The sequence below is a fragment of the Stenotrophomonas sp. 115C5 genome, from assembly GCF_056861055.1.
On record NZ_JBSPUQ010000001.1, the window covers coordinates 376,376 to 393,267 of the forward strand.

The 16,892-nt window shown below is 67.1% G+C and carries 18 protein-coding genes; 5 read left to right on the forward strand and 13 right to left on the reverse strand.

All coding sequences use genetic code 11. The features are described from left to right. Window positions 1-145 precede the first annotated feature (145 nt). The 3 genes from mutS (at window position 146) to AC13FN_RS01795 (ending at window position 5,249) form a co-directional block, all read left to right on the forward strand. Window positions 146-2,701, forward strand: a complete 2,556-nt coding sequence (mutS, locus tag AC13FN_RS01785) for a DNA mismatch repair protein MutS (RefSeq protein ID WP_054171279.1) — start codon at window positions 146-148, stop codon at window positions 2,699-2,701. Between the two features lie 193 nt (window positions 2,702-2,894). After that, complete coding sequence (locus tag AC13FN_RS01790; RefSeq protein ID WP_049433938.1) at window positions 2,895-4,538, forward strand: catalase; 1,644 nt, start codon at window positions 2,895-2,897, stop codon at window positions 4,536-4,538. Between the two features lie 108 nt (window positions 4,539-4,646). Continuing rightward, window positions 4,647-5,249 (forward strand): DUF937 domain-containing protein, encoded by a 603-nt coding sequence (locus AC13FN_RS01795; RefSeq protein ID WP_049433939.1) that lies wholly within the window; start codon window positions 4,647-4,649, stop codon window positions 5,247-5,249. 72 nt (window positions 5,250-5,321) lie between these two features. Here AC13FN_RS01795 and AC13FN_RS01800 read toward each other — a convergent pair whose 3' ends face one another. From AC13FN_RS01800 to AC13FN_RS01810, 3 genes are all read right to left on the reverse strand, one after another. Continuing rightward, on the reverse strand, window positions 5,322-6,512 hold the full coding sequence (locus AC13FN_RS01800) for a glycoside hydrolase family 5 protein (RefSeq protein WP_482984269.1): 1,191 nt from the start codon (window positions 6,510-6,512) through the stop codon (window positions 5,322-5,324). A 141-nt stretch (window positions 6,513-6,653) separates the two neighbouring features. After that, complete coding sequence (locus AC13FN_RS01805) at window positions 6,654-7,061, reverse strand: RNA-binding S4 domain-containing protein (protein ID WP_043396656.1); 408 nt, start codon at window positions 7,059-7,061, stop codon at window positions 6,654-6,656. A gap of 9 nt (window positions 7,062-7,070) precedes the next feature. Next, window positions 7,071-7,310: a hypothetical protein gene (locus tag AC13FN_RS01810; protein WP_010483240.1), complete on the reverse strand. Its 240-nt coding sequence runs from the start codon at window positions 7,308-7,310 to the stop codon at window positions 7,071-7,073. Window positions 7,311-7,372: 62 nt separating this feature from the next. On the opposite strand from AC13FN_RS01810, the gene AC13FN_RS01815 reads away from it, so the two are divergent. Further along, the gene (locus AC13FN_RS01815; RefSeq protein ID WP_482984268.1) at window positions 7,373-8,845 is read left to right on the forward strand and encodes an MATE family efflux transporter; all 1,473 of its coding nucleotides are present in this window, start codon (window positions 7,373-7,375) and stop codon (window positions 8,843-8,845) included. A 74-nt stretch (window positions 8,846-8,919) separates the two neighbouring features. On the opposite strand, the gene AC13FN_RS01820 is transcribed toward AC13FN_RS01815, so the two are convergent. The 10 genes from AC13FN_RS01820 to ffh form a co-directional block, all read right to left on the reverse strand. Further along, window positions 8,920-9,327: a DUF1801 domain-containing protein gene (locus tag AC13FN_RS01820; protein ID WP_049433943.1), complete on the reverse strand. Its 408-nt coding sequence runs from the start codon at window positions 9,325-9,327 to the stop codon at window positions 8,920-8,922. A 38-nt stretch (window positions 9,328-9,365) separates the two neighbouring features. Next, window positions 9,366-9,800, reverse strand: coding sequence for a DUF1801 domain-containing protein (locus AC13FN_RS01825; RefSeq protein ID WP_049433944.1), 435 nt, complete (start codon window positions 9,798-9,800; stop codon window positions 9,366-9,368). 79 nt (window positions 9,801-9,879) lie between these two features. Further along, window positions 9,880-10,260 carry a DUF6404 family protein gene (locus AC13FN_RS01830; RefSeq protein WP_019337559.1) on the reverse strand — a complete coding sequence of 127 codons (381 nt, stop codon included), beginning with the start codon at window positions 10,258-10,260 and terminating at the stop codon, window positions 9,880-9,882. Between the two features lie 82 nt (window positions 10,261-10,342). Further along, a complete protein-coding gene (gene rplS, locus AC13FN_RS01835) occupies window positions 10,343-10,744 on the reverse strand; it encodes a 50S ribosomal protein L19 (protein ID WP_005408597.1) in 402 nt (133 codons plus the stop codon). A 154-nt stretch (window positions 10,745-10,898) separates the two neighbouring features. Further along, a complete protein-coding gene (gene trmD, locus AC13FN_RS01840; protein WP_043396666.1) occupies window positions 10,899-11,657 on the reverse strand; it encodes a tRNA (guanosine(37)-N1)-methyltransferase TrmD in 759 nt (252 codons plus the stop codon). An 8-nt stretch (window positions 11,658-11,665) separates the two neighbouring features. Continuing rightward, window positions 11,666-12,178 (reverse strand): ribosome maturation factor RimM, encoded by a 513-nt coding sequence (gene rimM / locus AC13FN_RS01845; protein WP_043396669.1) that lies wholly within the window; start codon window positions 12,176-12,178, stop codon window positions 11,666-11,668. A 44-nt stretch (window positions 12,179-12,222) separates the two neighbouring features. Then, window positions 12,223-12,483: a 30S ribosomal protein S16 gene (gene rpsP / locus AC13FN_RS01850; RefSeq protein ID WP_005415733.1), complete on the reverse strand. Its 261-nt coding sequence runs from the start codon at window positions 12,481-12,483 to the stop codon at window positions 12,223-12,225. Between the two features lie 129 nt (window positions 12,484-12,612). Continuing rightward, entirely contained in the window at window positions 12,613-13,395 is a 783-nt protein-coding gene (locus AC13FN_RS01855; RefSeq protein ID WP_217015464.1) for an aminotransferase class IV family protein, read from the reverse strand. After that, the gene (locus tag AC13FN_RS01860) at window positions 13,392-14,468 is read right to left on the reverse strand and encodes an NAD(P)H-dependent flavin oxidoreductase (RefSeq protein ID WP_054171272.1); all 1,077 of its coding nucleotides are present in this window, start codon (window positions 14,466-14,468) and stop codon (window positions 13,392-13,394) included. The genes AC13FN_RS01855 and AC13FN_RS01860 overlap by 4 nt, the downstream gene beginning before the upstream one ends. Window positions 14,469-14,559: 91 nt before the next feature. Then, complete coding sequence (ffh, locus tag AC13FN_RS01865) at window positions 14,560-15,936, reverse strand: signal recognition particle protein (protein ID WP_005408591.1); 1,377 nt, start codon at window positions 15,934-15,936, stop codon at window positions 14,560-14,562. 122 nt (window positions 15,937-16,058) lie between these two features. Between ffh and AC13FN_RS01870 the strand changes: the two genes are divergently transcribed. Further along, window positions 16,059-16,853, forward strand: a complete 795-nt coding sequence (locus AC13FN_RS01870) for a cytochrome C assembly family protein (protein ID WP_010483269.1) — start codon at window positions 16,059-16,061, stop codon at window positions 16,851-16,853. Window positions 16,854-16,892: the final 39 nt, after the last annotated feature.

The window sequence follows — 16,892 nt, forward strand, 5'->3', positions numbered from 1 at the left end:
CCCAGGTCGCTACACTAACGATCTCTCCGGCCATGCCTGCGCGTGGCCACGCCCCGACGCCCTGCCAAGACGCGAAACGCCCCAAGTGACTGATACAAAAGACAACACCAGCAACGCCAAGGCGTCCAAGGAACACACCCCGCTGATGAAGCAGTTCTTCGCGGCCAAGTCCGATTACCCGGACCTGCTGCTGTTCTTCCGCATGGGCGACTTCTACGAACTGTTCTATGACGACGCCCGCAAGGCGGCGCGCCTGCTCGACATCACCCTGACCCAGCGCGGCAGCTCCGGGGGCGCACCGATCCCGATGGCCGGCGTGCCGGTACATGCCTATGAAGGCTACCTGGCGCGGCTGGTGGCACTGGGCGAGTCGGTGGCGATCTGCGAACAGATCGGCGACCCGGCGCTGGCCAAGGGCCTGGTCGAACGCAAGGTAGTGCGCATCGTCACCCCCGGCACCGTCACCGACGAGGCGCTGCTGGATGAACGCCGCGACACCCTGCTGATGGCCCTGTCGCGCAGCAAGCAGGGCTACGGCCTGGCCTGGGCCGACCTGGCTGGCGGCCGCTTCCTGGTCAACGAAGTGGAAACCGACGACGCCCTGGAAGCCGAACTGGCACGGCTGGAGCCGGCCGAGCTGCTGGTACCCGACGAAGAAAACTGGCCGGAGTTCCTGCGCCAGCGTACCGGCGTGCGTCGCCGCGCGCCGTGGCTGTTCGATGCCGACAGTGGCCGCCGCCAGCTGCTGAACTTCTTCAAACTGCATGATCTGAGCGGTTTCGGCATCGATGACAAGCCGCGCGCCACCGCTGCGGCCGGTGCCCTGCTTGGCTATGTCGAGGAAACCCAGAAGCAGCGCCTGCCGCACCTGACCTCGATCGCGATGGAAACCGCCGGCGAGGCGATCGCGATGAACGCCGCTACACGCCGCCATCTGGAACTGGATACGCGTGTTGATGGCGACACCCGCAATACGCTGCTGGGTGTGCTCGACAGCACGGTGACGCCAATGGGCGGTCGCCTGCTGCGGCGCTGGCTGCATCGTCCGCTGCGCCTGCGCGAGGTGCTGGTACAGCGCCACCATGCGGTGGAAACCCTGATCGATCGCGGCAGCGACGCCGACATCCGCGAGCAGTTCCGCCGCCTTGGCGACCTGGAACGCATCCTCACCCGCGTGGCGCTGCGCTCGGCGCGCCCGCGCGATTTTTCCACCCTGCGCGACGGCCTGGGCCTGCTGCCGGCGGTGCGCGACGTGCTGGCCCCGCTGGACTCACCACGCCTGCAGGCCCTGCATGCGGCGCTGGGCGAACACGACGAGTGCGCGCAGCTGCTGGCCAGCGCCATCGCCGAGATGCCGCCGCTGAAGTTGAGCGACGGCGGCGTGCTGGCCGATGGCTTCGATGAAGAGCTGGACGAACTGCGCCGCCTGTCCACCCACGCCGACCAGTTCCTGGTCGACCTGGAACAGCGCGAGCGCGAAAGCAGCGGCATTGCCACCCTGAAGGTCGGCTACAACCGCGTGCATGGCTACTACATCGAAATCAGCAAGGGCCAGTCCGACCGCGCGCCGGTGCACTACACCCGCCGCCAGACGCTGACCAATGCCGAGCGCTACATCACCGAAGAACTGAAGGCGTTCGAGGACAAGGTGCTGTCCGCGCGCGACCGTTCGCTGTCGCGCGAGAAGTACCTGTACGAACAGCTGCTGGATACCCTTGGCGGGCAGCTGGAGCCGCTGAAGCAGTGTGCTGCCGCGCTCAGCGAGCTGGACGTGCTGGCCGCCTTCGCCGAACGCGCGCAGGCGCTGGACTGGGCGCGTCCGGAGCTGCAGGCCGAGCCGTGCCTGAAGATCGAACGCGGCCGCCACCCGGTGGTCGAGGCGGTACGTGAGCAGCCGTTCGAACCGAACGACCTGGACCTGCATCCGGACCGTCGGATGCTGGTCATCACCGGCCCGAACATGGGCGGTAAATCGACCTACATGCGGCAGAACGCGCTGATCGTGCTGCTGGCCCACATCGGCAGCTTCGTGCCGGCCAGCCGTGCGCTGATCGGGCCAATCGACCGCATCCTGACCCGCATCGGCGCCGGTGACGACCTGGCCCGCGGGCAGTCCACCTTCATGGTCGAGATGGCCGAGACCAGCTACATCCTGCATCACGCCACCGCCCATTCGCTGGTGCTGATGGACGAGATCGGCCGTGGCACGTCCACCTACGATGGCCTGGCACTGGCCGACGCGGTGGCCCGCCACCTGGCCTACCAGAACCGCTGCTACACGCTGTTCGCCACCCACTACTTCGAGCTGACCGCGCTGGCCGATGAGCAGCACGAAGGCGGCCGCAGCGGCATTGCCAACGTGCACCTGGACGCGGTCGAGCACGGTGAGGCACTGGTGTTCATGCACGCGGTGAAGGACGGCCCGGCCAACCGCAGCTTCGGCCTGCAGGTGGCCGCGCTGGCCGGCCTGCCGCGCGCGACCGTGGCGCAGGCGCGCCGTCGCCTGGCCGAGCTGGAGCAGCGCGGCGGTGAAAGCCATGCCGCCGAGTTGGCGCCGCAGGCACTGGATGCCCCGCAGCAGTTTGGCCTGTTCGCCGCGCCGACCAGCAAGGCACAGGAAGCGCTGGCGACGATCGACCCGGACGAACTGACCCCGAAGCAGGCGCTGGAAGCCCTGTACCGGTTGAAGGCGCTGCTGTAACCACAGCGCCGCGATAGGCCCTGGGCCCGGGGAGTTTCCCCGGGCTATCGAAAGGCCCCGCAAATCTGATTCTGCATTTCAATTGACAGAATCTATCAACCTGAACGAATCATTCGATTATTCATTTCATCTGGCCCTAGCTACAGTCGAGTGAAGATGTTTCCAAGTCTTCACCGCCACCAGGAGCCAGCCGATGAGCCAGTCCGACAACAACAACGCCAAGTGCCCGTATCACAGCGCCCCGTCGCCTGAGGAAGGCGCCCAGCAGCAGCGCGAGCTGAGCACCACGCCCAAGCAGAAGCATGGCGATGATCCGGTCACGCCGATGACCACGGCCTTCGGCGCGCCGGTGGTGGACAACCAGAACAGCAAGACCGCCGGCCCGCGTGGCCCGCTGCTGATGGAAGACGTCTGGCTGCTGGAGAAGCTGGCCAACCTCAACCGCGAGATCATTCCCGAGCGCCGCATGCACGCCAAGGGCTCGGGCGCGTTCGGTACCTTCACCGTCACCCACGACATCAGCAAGTACACCCGCGCCAAGCTGTTCGAGAAGGTCGGCAAGCAGACCGAGATGTTCGCCCGCTTCACCACGGTGGCCGGCGAACGTGGCGCCGCCGACGCCGAGCGTGACATCCGCGGCTTCGCGCTGAAGTTCTACACCGAAGAAGGCAACTGGGACCTGGTCGGCAACAACACGCCGGTGTTCTTCCTGCGCGACCCGCGCAAGTTCGCCGACCTCAACAAGGCGGTCAAGCGCGACCCGCACACCAACCTGCGCAGCGCGCGCAACAACTGGGATTTCTGGACGCTGCTGCCCGAAGCCCTGCTGCAGGTGACCGTGGTGATGAGCGACCGCGGCATTCCGCGCAGCTTCCGCCACATGCACGGTTTCGGCTCGCACACCTACAGCTTCACCAACGCCGACAGCGAGCGCTTCTGGGTGAAGTTCCACTTCGTCAGCCAGCAGGGCATCGAATCGCTGACCGACGCGCAGGCGCAGATCCTGGTCGGCCATGACCGCGAAAGCCACGGCCGCGACCTGTTCGCCGCGATCGAGAAGGGTGACTTCCCGAAGTGGAAGCTGTTCATCCAGGTCATGCCGGAACTGGATGCGGAAACCTACCGCGTGCATCCGTTCGACCTGACCAAGGTGTGGCCGAAGAGCGACTACCCGCTGATCGAAGTGGGCCAGTTCGAACTGAACCGCAACCCGGTCAACTGGTACCAGGACGTGGAGCAGTCGGCATTCGCACCGAGCAACCTGGTGCCGGGCATCGGCCCGTCGCCGGACAAGATGCTGCAGGCGCGCCTGTTCGCCTACTCCGATGCGCAGCGCTACCGCCTGGGCGTGAACCACCACCAGATTCCGGTGAACGCCGCACGCTGCCCGGTGCACAGCAACCACCGCGACGGTGCGATGCGCGTGGACGGCAACTACGGTGGCCTGCCGCACTACGAGCCGAACAGCTACGGCCAGTGGCAGGAGCAGCCGGAGTACCGCGAGCCGCCGATGAAGATCCGCGGTGATGCCGACTTCTGGAACTTCCGCGAGGACGACGCGGACTACTTCAGCCAGCCCGGCGCGCTGTTCCGCAGCTACAACCAGGCCCAGAAGGACCGCCTGTTCGCCAACACCGCCCGCGCCCTGGGCGACGCGCCGGACTTCATCAAGCAGCGCCACATCGACAACTGCAGCAAGGCCGACCCGGCCTACGGCGCCGGTGTCGCCGCGGCGCTGAAGGCGCTGGCCAGCCAGCCGTCGGATCCGTTCAAGCCGGCGCAGCCGGAAACCGACTTCCCGGCCGCCACCCCGGGCGCGGAAGACATCGAGCTCTGATCGCCCCTCCGCGCGTACGGCACGCCGCCTCCCTGTGGGGCGGCGTCGCCGTTTTAACGGTCCGCGTCGTATCGTCTGCACGCCCAACCCCAATCAAGGAGCCCCCTGATGAGCCTGACCGATGAACTTCTCGCCAAACTGCAGGGCGCGCCGCTGCAGCAGGTGTCGCAGCAGCTCGGCATCAGCGATACCCAGGCGTCCGGTGCGATCAGTGCCGCACTGCCGGTGCTGATGGGCGCGCTGGGCAACAACGCCTCGCAGCCGCAGGGCGCGCAGGCGCTGCTCGGCGCCTTGCAGAACAATCATAGTGGGCTGGACCTGGGCAGCGTGCTCGGCTCGGTGCTGGGCGGCGGTGGCGGTGGTGCTGCCAGTGATGGCGCCGGCATCCTCGGCCATATCTTCGGCGGCAGCCAGCAGAAGGTGGAAACCGGCCTGGCCCAGGCCACCCAGCTCGACAGCGGCCGCACCAGCCAGCTGCTGCAGATCCTCGCGCCGATCGTGATGGCCTTCCTTGCCCAGCGCCTCGGTGGCGGCCAGGCCGATGCCGGCTCGCTCAGCCAGGCCCTTGGCCAGGAAAAGCTGCAGGTGCAGCAACAGGGCGGTCTTGCCGGTGGCCTGCTCGGCAGCCTGCTGGACCAGGACGGTGACGGCCAGCTCGGCGTGGGCGATCTGCTCAAGATCGGCGGCAGCCTGCTGGGTGGCAAGCGCTGAGCGATGCCGCCGCCGGGCGTGGCCCGGCGTGATCGGCATCTCCATGGGAAGCGCCGGGCCGTGCCCGGCGTCTTACCGGTTGCCCGCCTTCAACCGCTCCAGGATCGGCGCAAACACCGGCGCCTTCATCGAACGCGGCGGCGCCACGGACTTTCCCTGCTCCTGTGCCTGCCAGTACGACCACGGCAGCGGCCCGTCGCCCAGCTCGTAGTCCATGCCATCCCAGCCATCCTCGCGGAAGGCGTAGAACGCCCAATGCACCTTGTCCTGCTCCAGCACCTGCAGCACGTCCCGCAGGTAGCGCTGGCAGTCGGGCCAGCGTCGCATGCAGCCGAATTCGCCGACCACCATGCGGTTGGCGCCCACGCCATGCGACTTCGCCCAGTCCATCGGCTGCTGCAGGTAACTGCGGACCCGCGCGGCATCCCAGCGTTCGCTGTGCTCGCCAAACGGCACCACGCCGGGGTAGCGATACGGCGTGGTGCGCTTCTGGTTAGGCGCGCTGGTTGCGGCATACGGCTCATACATGTGCACGCTGTACAGCAGTTTCGAATCTGCCAGCGGCGCCGGCCAGTAGTTGAAACCATCGGCAGCGGCGTACCAGCCGGCATCCAGCATCAACGGCATGTCCGCATCGACCTCGCGGATGCTGGCGATCAGTTCCGAATAGAAGCGGCGCAGATCACGTGGACCGTCTTCCACACCGGCGTACCACTGCTGCATGGCCGCGGCCGAGGCATGTTCGGCCAGGCCAGCACCATACTCGGGAACCGGTTCGTTGATCAGGTTGTAGGCAGCCAGTGCGGGATGGCCCTTCAATGCCGTGGCGAGGTCGCTCCAGAAGCGCCGGGCCGGCACGTGATTGTCGAAGGACCGCCACAGGCGCGGATCGACCTTGTCGCCGTTGTGCTGCTTCCAGCGTAGCAACGGCAACGACAAAGGAGTCAGCACCACTTTCAGCCCAGCCGCGTCGGCATCATCCAGCACCCGCCGCAGCGTGGCCAGGTCGGCCGGAACCAAGCCACGGTAGTCGTCGGCGTTGCCAATCAGGAAGTCACGCCCTCCCTGCCCCTTCCACTTGTCCGGTACCAGCCGTACCCAGGTCGCACCGGTTGCACGCAGCGCCTCGAAGTAGCTCCTGTCCGGAGGCGACATGTTCATGCTGTTGCCGCCGCGTTGCGGAGTATCCCAGAAGCTGATGTCGGCGGCGTACACCGGGGCGGCGGCGAGGGTCAGGCACAGCAGGCTGTGGCGCAGGCGCATTGCGATCTTCCATGACAGGATGTTCCGACCCTGCCGGAGGCCTGCCCAACAACGGCTGACCGGAACCTTGCCCGCCGGGCATGGCCCGGCGCTACCGACGGAATCCCGCGCACACGGCATCCGCCATGCATGGCGGATGCGTCACAGCGCGTCGATGTCTCCCAACGCACGGATCAACCGCCGCGCGCGCTTGTCCGGTTTGTGCTCTGGCGGTTGGAACCCATCGCGTGCGGCGATGCGCAGCGCACGCTGTTCGGCACGACGGGCCTTGGAGGCCTCGCTCTCGGCATACAGTTGCTGCGCCGTCGGTGCGGGCCCGCGCTGATCGCTCAGGCCGAGCACCCGGATCTCGAAATGCTCCTCGCCGCGATCGACCTGCAGCTGCTCACCCACACGCACCGCGCGTGAGGATTTCGGGCGCTGCCCCGCGACGCTGACCTTGCCGGTTTCGATGGCCTGCTTGGCCAGGCTGCGGGTCTTGAAGAAACGGGCCGCCCACAACCAGATGTCCAGGCGGACACTGGGCGACAGCGGGGAAAGCTCGGTCATCGGCAGGGACTACTCCGTTCGCTTGTTCAGGGGACGCGGGTTGTCGGGGTCGGTGCGGCAGCCGCTGCCCCCGATCAGGGTGGGTACGCCGGCGGAAAGATCCTGGCGCTGGCTGCCGACCAGGCACTCGGGGCGGTCGGTTGGCCGCACCTGGGTATCGCCCAGCCGGTCACCTGTCGAACATGCGGCCAGTGCGGCGCCGATCAAGGCCAGCGCCACGCTCCGCTTCATCTGCAGTCGTTGATGCATTGCCACATCCTGCAAACCGGCTTGGTGCTAGTGTGCGCCTCCCGGGATTCGATCACCACTCCATGGCCAAAGCGCCGCTTGACCTGACCTCCGGCCCGATCGGCCGCAATCTCCTGCTGTTTTCCCTGCCGATCCTGGCAGGCAACATCGCGCAGTCGCTGAACGGTTCGGTGAATGCGGTCTGGGTCGGGCGCTTCCTCGGCGAGGCGGCACTGACCGCCACCGCGAACGCCAACAACATCATGTTCTTCCTCATCGGCTCGGTGTTCGGCTTCGGCATGGCCTCGACCATCCTGATCGGCCAGGCGATCGGCGCGCGCGACATCGCGCAGGCGCGGCGCGTGGTCGGCACCAGCGCCACCTTCTTCATCGGCCTGTCGGTGATCATCGCCATCGCCGGCTGGTTCATGGCGCATCCGCTGCTGGCGGCGATGGGCACACCGGCCGCCTCGCTGCCGCTGGCCGAGGCCTACCTGCAGATCATCTTCCTGGCGATGCCGACGCTGTATGCGTTCGCCTTCCTCACCGCCGCGCTGCGCGGTGCGGGCGATTCGCGCACGCCGTTCCGCTTCCTGATGGTCTCGGTGGCGCTGGACATCGTGCTGAACCCGGTACTGATCTTCGGCATGGGCCCGTTCCCGGCGCTGGGCATTGCCGGCTCGGCCTGGGCCACGCTGGTCGCGCAGACGCTGTCGCTGGTAGGCCTGCTGCTGTACATGCGGCACAAGCGCCACACGCTGTGGCTGGGCCGTGCCGACATGCGCCTGTTCAAGCTCGACCTGACCATCCTCAAGGCGCTGGTGGTCAAGGGCGTACCGATGGGCCTGCAGATGGTGCTGATCTCGCTGTCGGTGATCCTGCTGATGACCATGGTCAACCAGTACGGTACCGACACCGGCGCGGGCTACGGCGCCGCGCTGCAGCTGTGGAACTACCTGCAGATGCCGGCGATGGCGATCGGCGCCGCGTGCTCGTCGATGGCCGCGCAGAACGTCGGTGCGCAGCGCTGGGACCGCGTGCGCGGCACCGCGCGCCAGGGCGTGCTGTTCAATTTCCTGCTGACCGGCGCGCTGATCCTGCCGCTGGTGCTGTTCGACCGCCAGCTGCTGGCCCTGTTCCTGCCACCCGCCAGCCAGGCGCTGGACATCGCCCGCCACCTCAACCACGTGGTGATCGGCTCGTTCCTGTTCTTCGGCGTCAGCTTCGTGATCTCCGGCGTGGTGCGCTCCACCGGCGCGGTGATTCCGCCGCTGCTGATCCTGGCCGGTTCGCTGTGGGGCGTGCGCGTGCCGTTCGCCGAGCTGCTGCAGCCGTACTGGGGCGCCGATGCGATCTGGTGGAGCTTCCCGGTCAGTTCGCTGGTGTCGATGCTGCTGTCGCTGGCGTATTACCGCTGGGGTGGCTGGCGCAAGGCGAAGATGATGGGCAAGCCTTCGCACGCCGAAGAACTGGCCACGCCGTCGGAAATTCCGGCCTGCCCACCGTCGCCGGTGGCCGACCCGGATGCCGCGCTGGATGCCACTCCGCCGCGCTGAGGTGGGTGCGGACCGTTGGTCCGCACAGGCGCAGCCCTCCAAGCCGAGCATGGACTCGGCGCTACAGAAGGCGGTCAGCGTTTCTTCTTCGCCGCGTTGTAGGTCGCCGCCGCGCGCATCAGCGCCTTGAACGCAGCGGCATCCGGCATCGCACCTTCATGGATGTCGATCGCGCGCCGCGTGTTGCCCTCCAGGCTGGCGTTGAACAGGCCTTTCGGATCGGCCAGCGCCGCACCGTTGGCGAAGGTCAGTTTCACCGCCTGCTTGTAGGTCTCGCCGGTGCACAGGATGCCGTTGTGCTCCCACACCGGTGTACCGCGCCACTTCCAGGTTTCCTGCACGTCCGGCAGCGCTTCATGGATCAACGCACGCACGCGTGCCAGCACTTCGCCACGCCAGTCGCCCAGCTCGGCGATGCGTGCATCGATCAGTTCAGCTGCCGGGGTTCCGGCATCGTCAGGGTTCGGCGCGTGCGTGGCCATCAGCGGTTCTCGTCGGCAAGCAGATCAGAACGGTGGGCTTACATGTGTTCGCCGGGCAACGCGGCGGCCTGGCGCACCCAGTCAAGGAACTGTGCTTCATCCAGCGCGCCATCCTGCGGGATGTGCAGGTAGCGCGTATCGGCACTCCTGGACGGCTCAGGTGGCATCGGCTTCAGTGCAGCGCCACGGAAGAACGCCACCTTGATGTAGCGGGTGAAGCAATGGAAGCTGAGAAACCAGCCTTCGCCCGCGGCCACCGCATACATCGGCGAGTTCCATTTCACCGCCTTGTGCACGCCGGGTACGGCCTGTTCGATCAGCGCATCCAGCTGTTCGCCGATCGGACGTTTCCAGCCAGGCATGGCGGCAATGTACGCCTGCACCGGGGCATTGCCCTCGCCCTTGGCGATCTGCGGGTTGCCGCCGGACAGCAGCGTGGGTGTGGCGGAGGGTGCGGTTCGCTTGGCGGGCATCGCACGGCACGTCCATCGGGATGACACCGCAGCCTAGCGCGGCCTGTACCGTGCGGTCACGGCGCGGTGCGTCATCGGTTCAGTCCGCCTGCCGCGCACGGAACTGCCGCCAGTCCGGCAGCTTGCGGTGGCGGCGCAGCGAGCGCATCAAGGCCGCCATCACCACGCCGAACAGCGCACCAGCCAACAGCCCGGCCACCAGCAACAGCGCCAGCGGGCGCTCGCTGCCCTGCCACAGCATCAGCCACATCAGCGCGGTCCAGAACAGACCGAACAGCAGGCCCTGCACCAGCGCATTGGTGGCGAATCCGGCCAGGATCGGCGGCGGCAAGGCAATGCCCATGCGCCACAGCAGGCGATGCAGCAGCGGTGCCGACTGCACGCGCGCCATCCCCTTGCCGTCGAGGAAGCGCAACGCCGACTGGATCACGGCGGGATAGCGCGGGTTGATGTCGTTCATCAGCTGATCGTGGCCGATGCGATGCCGGAAACGCAAACGGCCACCCGAAGGTGGCCGTCGCGGCAACAACCGAAGTTGTTTATCAGGCCTTTTCGGCCAGACGGGCAGCCTTGGCGGCAGCGGCGGCAGCCAGGTCTTCCTTGATGCGGGCAGCCTTGCCTTCCAGGCCACGCAGGTAGTACAGCTTGCCGGCGCGGACCTTACCACGACGCTTCACTTCGACCGAGTCGATGATGGCGCTGTGGGTCTGGAAAACGCGCTCGACGCCGTAGCCGTGCGAGATCTTGCGGACGGTGAACGAGGAGTTCAGGCCGGCGTTCTTGGTGGCGATGACAACGCCTTCGTAGGCCTGCACGCGTTCGCGGCTGCCTTCCTTCACCTTCACGTTGACGACAACGGTGTCGCCCTGGCTGAACTTCGGCAGTTCACGGGTGATCTGGGCGGATTCGAATTCCGCGACGATGGACTTGTTCAGCTTGCTCATGGGTTACACCGATTCTTGTTCGGGTGGGCGTGTCGTATCGACAACGTAGGCTCATGCAGTCACCGGACTGTGCTGCACGTTTGTTTTGGGTACTGCGCGCGCCGACCGGGGCCGGCGGGAATTGGCCATGATAGCCGATAAAGCCAGCCCTGCGCTAGGGGCTGGCCTTGTGTTTCTGGGCCTGACGGCCCTGCTCCAGCAGCTTGCGGTCGGCCTTGCCCAACGCCTGTTCATCCAGCAGGTCCGGGCGCCGCTGCGCGGTACGGACCAGCGACTGCTGGCGGCGCCAGGCCGCGATGGCCGCGTGGTTGCCCGAGCGCAGCACATCCGGCACGTCACCCAGCGGATGCTGGGCCGGCTGGCTGTAATGCGGGCAGTCGAGCAGGCCGAGGTCACCCTCGAAGCTGTCCTGCGCCGCCGATTCAGCGTCATTCAGGGCGCCGTCCTGCAGGCGGGCCACGGCGTCGATGATCACCGCCGCACCCAGTTCGCCGCCGGACAGCACGTAGTCGCCGAGGGAAATCTCCTCGTCGACATTGGCCTCCAGGAAACGCTCGTCGATGCCTTCATAGCGGCCGCAGAGCAGGACCATGCGCGGCAGCGCCGCCAGTTCCCGCACCTTGGCCTGGGTCAACGGAGCACCCTGCGGGCTGAGGTAGATCACCCGCGCTGGGGTCGGATCAGCATCGCGGATTGCCTGCAGGCAGGCCTGCAACGGCTCGATCAGCATCACCATGCCCGGGCCACCACCGAACGGACGGTCGTCCACCCGGCGGTAGTTGCCTTCAGCGTAATCACGGGGATTCCAGCCATGCAGGCTGAACAACCCCTTCTCCAGCGCGCGCCCGACCACGCCCAATCCAGCGGACTGGGCGAGGAACTCGGGGAACAGGGTGATGACGTCGAAACGCATGCTCACACTCAGAACTCGGGATCCCAGTCGACCACGACCAGGTTGGCCTCGAAGTCGACCGATTTGACGAAGTCCGGCTGCACGAACGGAATCATCCGCTCGCGGTCACCCCGGACCACCACCACATCGTTTGCGCCGGTGCTGAACAGGTGCGAGACCTGGCCCAGGGCAACGCCCTCGGTGGTCTTCACATCCAGGCCTTCCAGGTCCACCCAGTAATACTCATCGGGCTTCGGCGGCGGCAATGCACTGCGGGCCACGTAGATCTCGGTGCCGTGCATCGCTTCGACGGTATCGCGGTCCTCGACGCCGGGGAAACGGGCGACCAGGTGCTTGCCGCTGTCGCGGCCGCGTACACCTTGAATCGTGGTTTCCACGCCGGACGGGCTGCGCACGATCCACGGCTGGTAACGGAAAATGGCGGAACGTGGCTCGGTCCAGGACTCGAGCTTGATCTCGCCGCGCACACCAAAAGCGCCGACAACCCTGCCCAGCAGGATGCGGCGCTCGATATCTTTCATCTGCTTCAACCAAGAGGGCCACGCCGAAGCGTGGCCCGTCAGGATCAGGCCGCAGCGGCCTGGGACTTGGTCGCTTCCTTGATCAGGTTGCGGACCTTGTCGGTCGGCTGGGCGCCGTTCTTGACCCAATGGTCAACGCGGGCCAGGTCCAGCTCGATGCGCTTCTCGGCGCCCTGGGCGACCGGGTTGTAGAAGCCAACGCGCTCGATGTTGCGGCCGTCGCGCGCGCTGCGCACGTCGGTGACGATGATGTGGTAGAACGGACGCTTCTTGGCGCCGCCGCGGGTCAGTCGAATCTTGACCATGGTGTTTTTCCTATTGCCCAGTCGCCAGGATGGCGAGGTAAGCGGGCGATTATAGCGGCAGATGGCGGCCGGGCCAACCCCATGGTGACCAGCCTTCACGGTAGTGCCGGGCCATGCCCGGCGGGCTTTTCACCCCAAACCGTCCCAAGCCACCGCCGCAAGCACCGCCCTGCCCTGTTCAGCCAGTGCCTGCGAGCCGGGCAGGACATGCCCGTCGATGGCCTCCAGCGCCCACAGGCCGCTGGCGTTGCAGGCAAAAGCGGCCTTCACGCCAGCCATATCCGCCAGCCGCAACGGCTGCGTAGCCTGTGCCCCCGGCCAATACTGCTTCAGCAGCGCCTCGGCGGTGCCGCGCAGGGCAGGCGCCTGCGGCCAGAGCAGCCGTTCACCATCGTGCACGGCCAGGTTCCAGGTGCTGCCTTCACTCATTTCGCCATCGGCGGTCACGAACAGCACATCGTCGAATCCTTCCGCCATCGCCGCGCGGCGCTCGGCGAACAGGCCGAAGGTGCCCACATGTTTGATCTGCGGCAGTTCGCGCTGCCAGGCCAGGCTGCGCACACGCTTGGAGGCGGTCAGCGACACCGGCGCGGACACCGCCACCAGCACGTCCACCGGCACCGCCGCCAGCGGATTGCGGAAATCGAAGTGGCGCGAATACACCGTCACCCGCAACGAGGCATCGCCCTGCCCCGCTTGCCGCAGCGCCTGCACCATCCAAGCCCGCACCTGCGCCATATCCAGCTCGCTACCGAACAGCTCGCGCGTGGCATGCGACAGCCGCGCCAGATGCAGGTCCAGTCCCTGCACCGCGTGGTCGCGCACCTGCAGCGAGGTGAAGTGGCCGTAGTTGACGAGCGCCGGCAGCAGATCCTCCACCTGCGCCGGCTGGCCGTTGCAGGTCAGCGTCATCGCAGCAGTGCCTGCGCCTGGCTCCACATGCCGCGCAGCACGTCTGCGGCCGGCTGTGCCGGCGCCATCCACGCCGACTGCCCGGCCCAGGCCTGCATCGCGGCCAGGCGGTTTTCCTGCACGGCCTGCCTGCGCATCGGCGCGGTCAGGCCGCGCTGCACCGGGTACGGACGCGGCGCCGGGGCGCCTTCTGCGGCGGCGGCGCGCACGTAGGGTGTCGCCAGACCACGGCCCAGACGACCGCTGAAGGCACGGGTCGGCCAGGTGTCTTCCGGTTCGCTGGCAGCCAGCCCATCGGCCCACGCCGAGGCGATCGCCGCTTCCGGCGTGCGCAGGAACGCGGTGCCGATCTGCACGGCGCTGGCGCCCAAGGTGAGTGCGGCGGCTATACCACGGCCATCGGCGATGCCGCCGGCGGCAATCACCGGAATGTGCAGGTGATCGGCCAGCCGTGGCAGCAGCGCGAACAGGCCGACCAGCTGGCGTTCGGCCATCGCCGGATCGAATGAACCACGATGCCCACCCGCTTCCACGCCCTGTGCCACCACGGCATCGGCACCGGCGTCCTGTGCCGCGCGCGCTTCGGACAACGTGGTCGCACAGGCGATCCAGGCAATGCCGGCATCCTTCAGCTGCTGTACGTGGCGCGGCAGCAGCACGCCCATGATGGTCGAGGCCACCGCAGGACGCGCCGCCAGCAGCGCGGCGAACTGTTCTTCGAAGTCGGCGGGCGTGGCATCGGCGGCGCTGGCCGGCACTTCCGGGCCCCACTGCGCCAGGAAGGCGCGGCTGGCGGCCTCGGCGGCTACGTCACGGGTCGGCACCGGATCAGGCACCCACAGGTTCACCTGTGCCGGGCCGGTGGAGGTCGCGCGGAAGTCCTCCATCCAACGACCGATATCGGCAGATGACGACAGCACCGCGCCCATTGCCCCCATGCTGCCGGCATTGGCCAGCGCAGCCGACAGCGGCACCGGGCAGGCACCGGCCATCGGTGCCAACAGGATCGGAAGCTGCAATGAAAAACGCCGACAAAAGGTGTCGGCGCGTTCAAGAATCGGCGATGCGTTCACGCGACATACCTGTTGGAGAAGTCGCCGCCCAGCATACGCCAGTCATTGTGACCGGGGCCGGATCGCGATGCGCGCCGGCCCCGTCGCTGCATCAACGGAACGGCATGCCGCGGCCGCCCATGGCACCCATCATGCCCTTCATGCTGCGCAACATGCCCTTCATGCCGCCGCCAGCCATCTTGCTCATCATCTTTTCCATCTGCATGTATTGCTTCATCAGCTTGTTGACGTCGGCCGGGGTCACGCCCGAGCCCTTGGCGATGCGCGCGCGGCGCGAGCCATTGAGCAGGTTCGGGTTGCGCCGTTCCTTCTTGGTCATCGAGCTGATGATGGCGATCATGCGCGGCACTTCCTTGCCCTGGCTGACCTGCTGCTTCAGATGGTCGGGGATGTTGCCCAGGCCCGGCAGCTTGTCCATCAGGCCGCCGATGCCGCCCATGTTCTGCATCTGCTCCAGCTGGTCACGCATGTCGTTCAGGTCGAACTTCTTGCCCTTGGCGACCTTCTCGGCCAGCTTGGCGGCCTTGTCCTTGTCGACCTGCTGCTCGACCTGCTCGACCAGCGACAGCACGTCGCCCATGTCGAGGATGCGGCTGGCAATGCGGTCCGGGTGGAACACGTCCAGGCCTTCCGGCTTTTCGCTGACACCGACGAACTTGATCGGCTTGCCGGTGATGTAGCGCACGCTCAGCGCGGCACCGCCGCGGGCGTCGCCGTCGGTCTTGGTCAGCACCACGCCGGTCAGCGGCAGGGCGTCGCCGAAGGCCTTGGCGGTGTTGGCCGCGTCCTGGCCGGTCATGGCGTCGACCACGAACAGGGTCTCGGCCGGGTTCACCGCCGCGTGCAGGGCCTTGATCTCGGCCATCATCGCTTCGTCGATGGCCAGGCGGCCGGCGGTATCGACCAGCAGCACGTCGACGAACGACTTGCGTGCATCGTCGATGGCGGCGCGCACGATGGCTTCCGGCTTCTGGTCGGCGCTGGACGGGAAAAACAGCACGCCCACCTGCTCGGCCAGGGTCTTCAGCTGCTCAATCGCGGCCGGACGGTAGACGTCGGCCGAGACCACCATCACCTTCTTCTTGCGTTTTTCCTTCAGGTGCTTGGCCAGCTTGCCCACCGTGGTGGTCTTGCCGGCGCCCTGCAGGCCCGCCATCAGGATGATGGCCGGGGCCGGAACATTCAGGTTCAGGTCGCTGGCTTCAGCACCCATCACCGCGGTCAGCTCGTCGCGCACGACCTTGATCAGCGCCTGGCCCGGGGTCAGCGACTTCAGCACTTCCTGGCCGACCGCACGCACCTTGATGCGCTCGATCAGGGCCTGCACCACCGGCAATGCGACGTCAGCTTCAAGCAGCGCGATGCGGACCTCGCGGGTCGCCTCGCGGATGTTCTCCTCGGTCAGGCGGCCGCGGCCACGCAGGCGCTCGATGGTGCCGGAAAGGCGCTGGGTCAGGGACTCGAACATGCGACGCAACCTGTCTGAAAGCGGGGGACAATAAGGCAGAGAGTATAACGGGTCCGGCTGTCTCCCCGGGCTGCGACCACGGGGCCGTCGCCACCGCCGCAGGGGTATGCGAAACTGCAACGATGACAATCGTTCTCATCGCGGTCCTGCTCTACCTGGCAGCCAGTGCCCTGCTGGTGCGCGCGCTTGGCCGCGATGAAAGCACCGGCTCCCCCACCTGGCTGTGGCCCGCCCTGCCGGCGATGCTGCTGCATGGCGGCTACCACGTGATGGTGGCGATGCGTACCAACGGTGGGCCGGACATGCACTTCTTCGCCGCGCTGTCGCTGGTCGGCCTGGGCATGGCCTGGCTGACCTCGCTGGTCGGCGCGCGCGGGCGGATGTCGGCACTGGGCGTGGTGGTGTTCCCGCTGGCCGCGGTACTGCTGCTGGCCTACCACGGCTACGGCCACGAACCGAGCAAGGTGCTGGGCTGGCGCCTGGCCAGCCACGCCTGGCTGGCGCTGCTGGCCTACGCCACGCTGAGCATCGCCGCGCTGCTGGCGATCATGCTGTGGCTGCAGGAGCGCGCACTGCGCCGCCGCGAGTTCCGCCCGTGGCTGCGGGCGCTGCCGCCGCTGGCCGACCTGGAATCGCTGTTGTTCCGGGTCATCACCGTCGGCTTCGCGCTGCTGACCCTGACCCTGGTCACAGGTGTGCTGTTCGTCGACGACCTGCTGGCACAGAAGCTGGTGCACAAGACCGTGCTGAGCGTGCTGTCGTGGATCGTGTTCGGCGTGCTACTGATCGGCCGCCGCCGCTATGGCTGGCGAGGCATGAAGGCGGTGCACTGGACGCTGGCGGCGATGCTGTTGCTGCTGCTGGCGTTCTTCGGCAGCCAGTTCGTGATCGAACTGGTGTTCGGGCATTCGCGATAGGCGGTGTGCCGACCAACGGTCGGCCCCCACCGGCGCTAC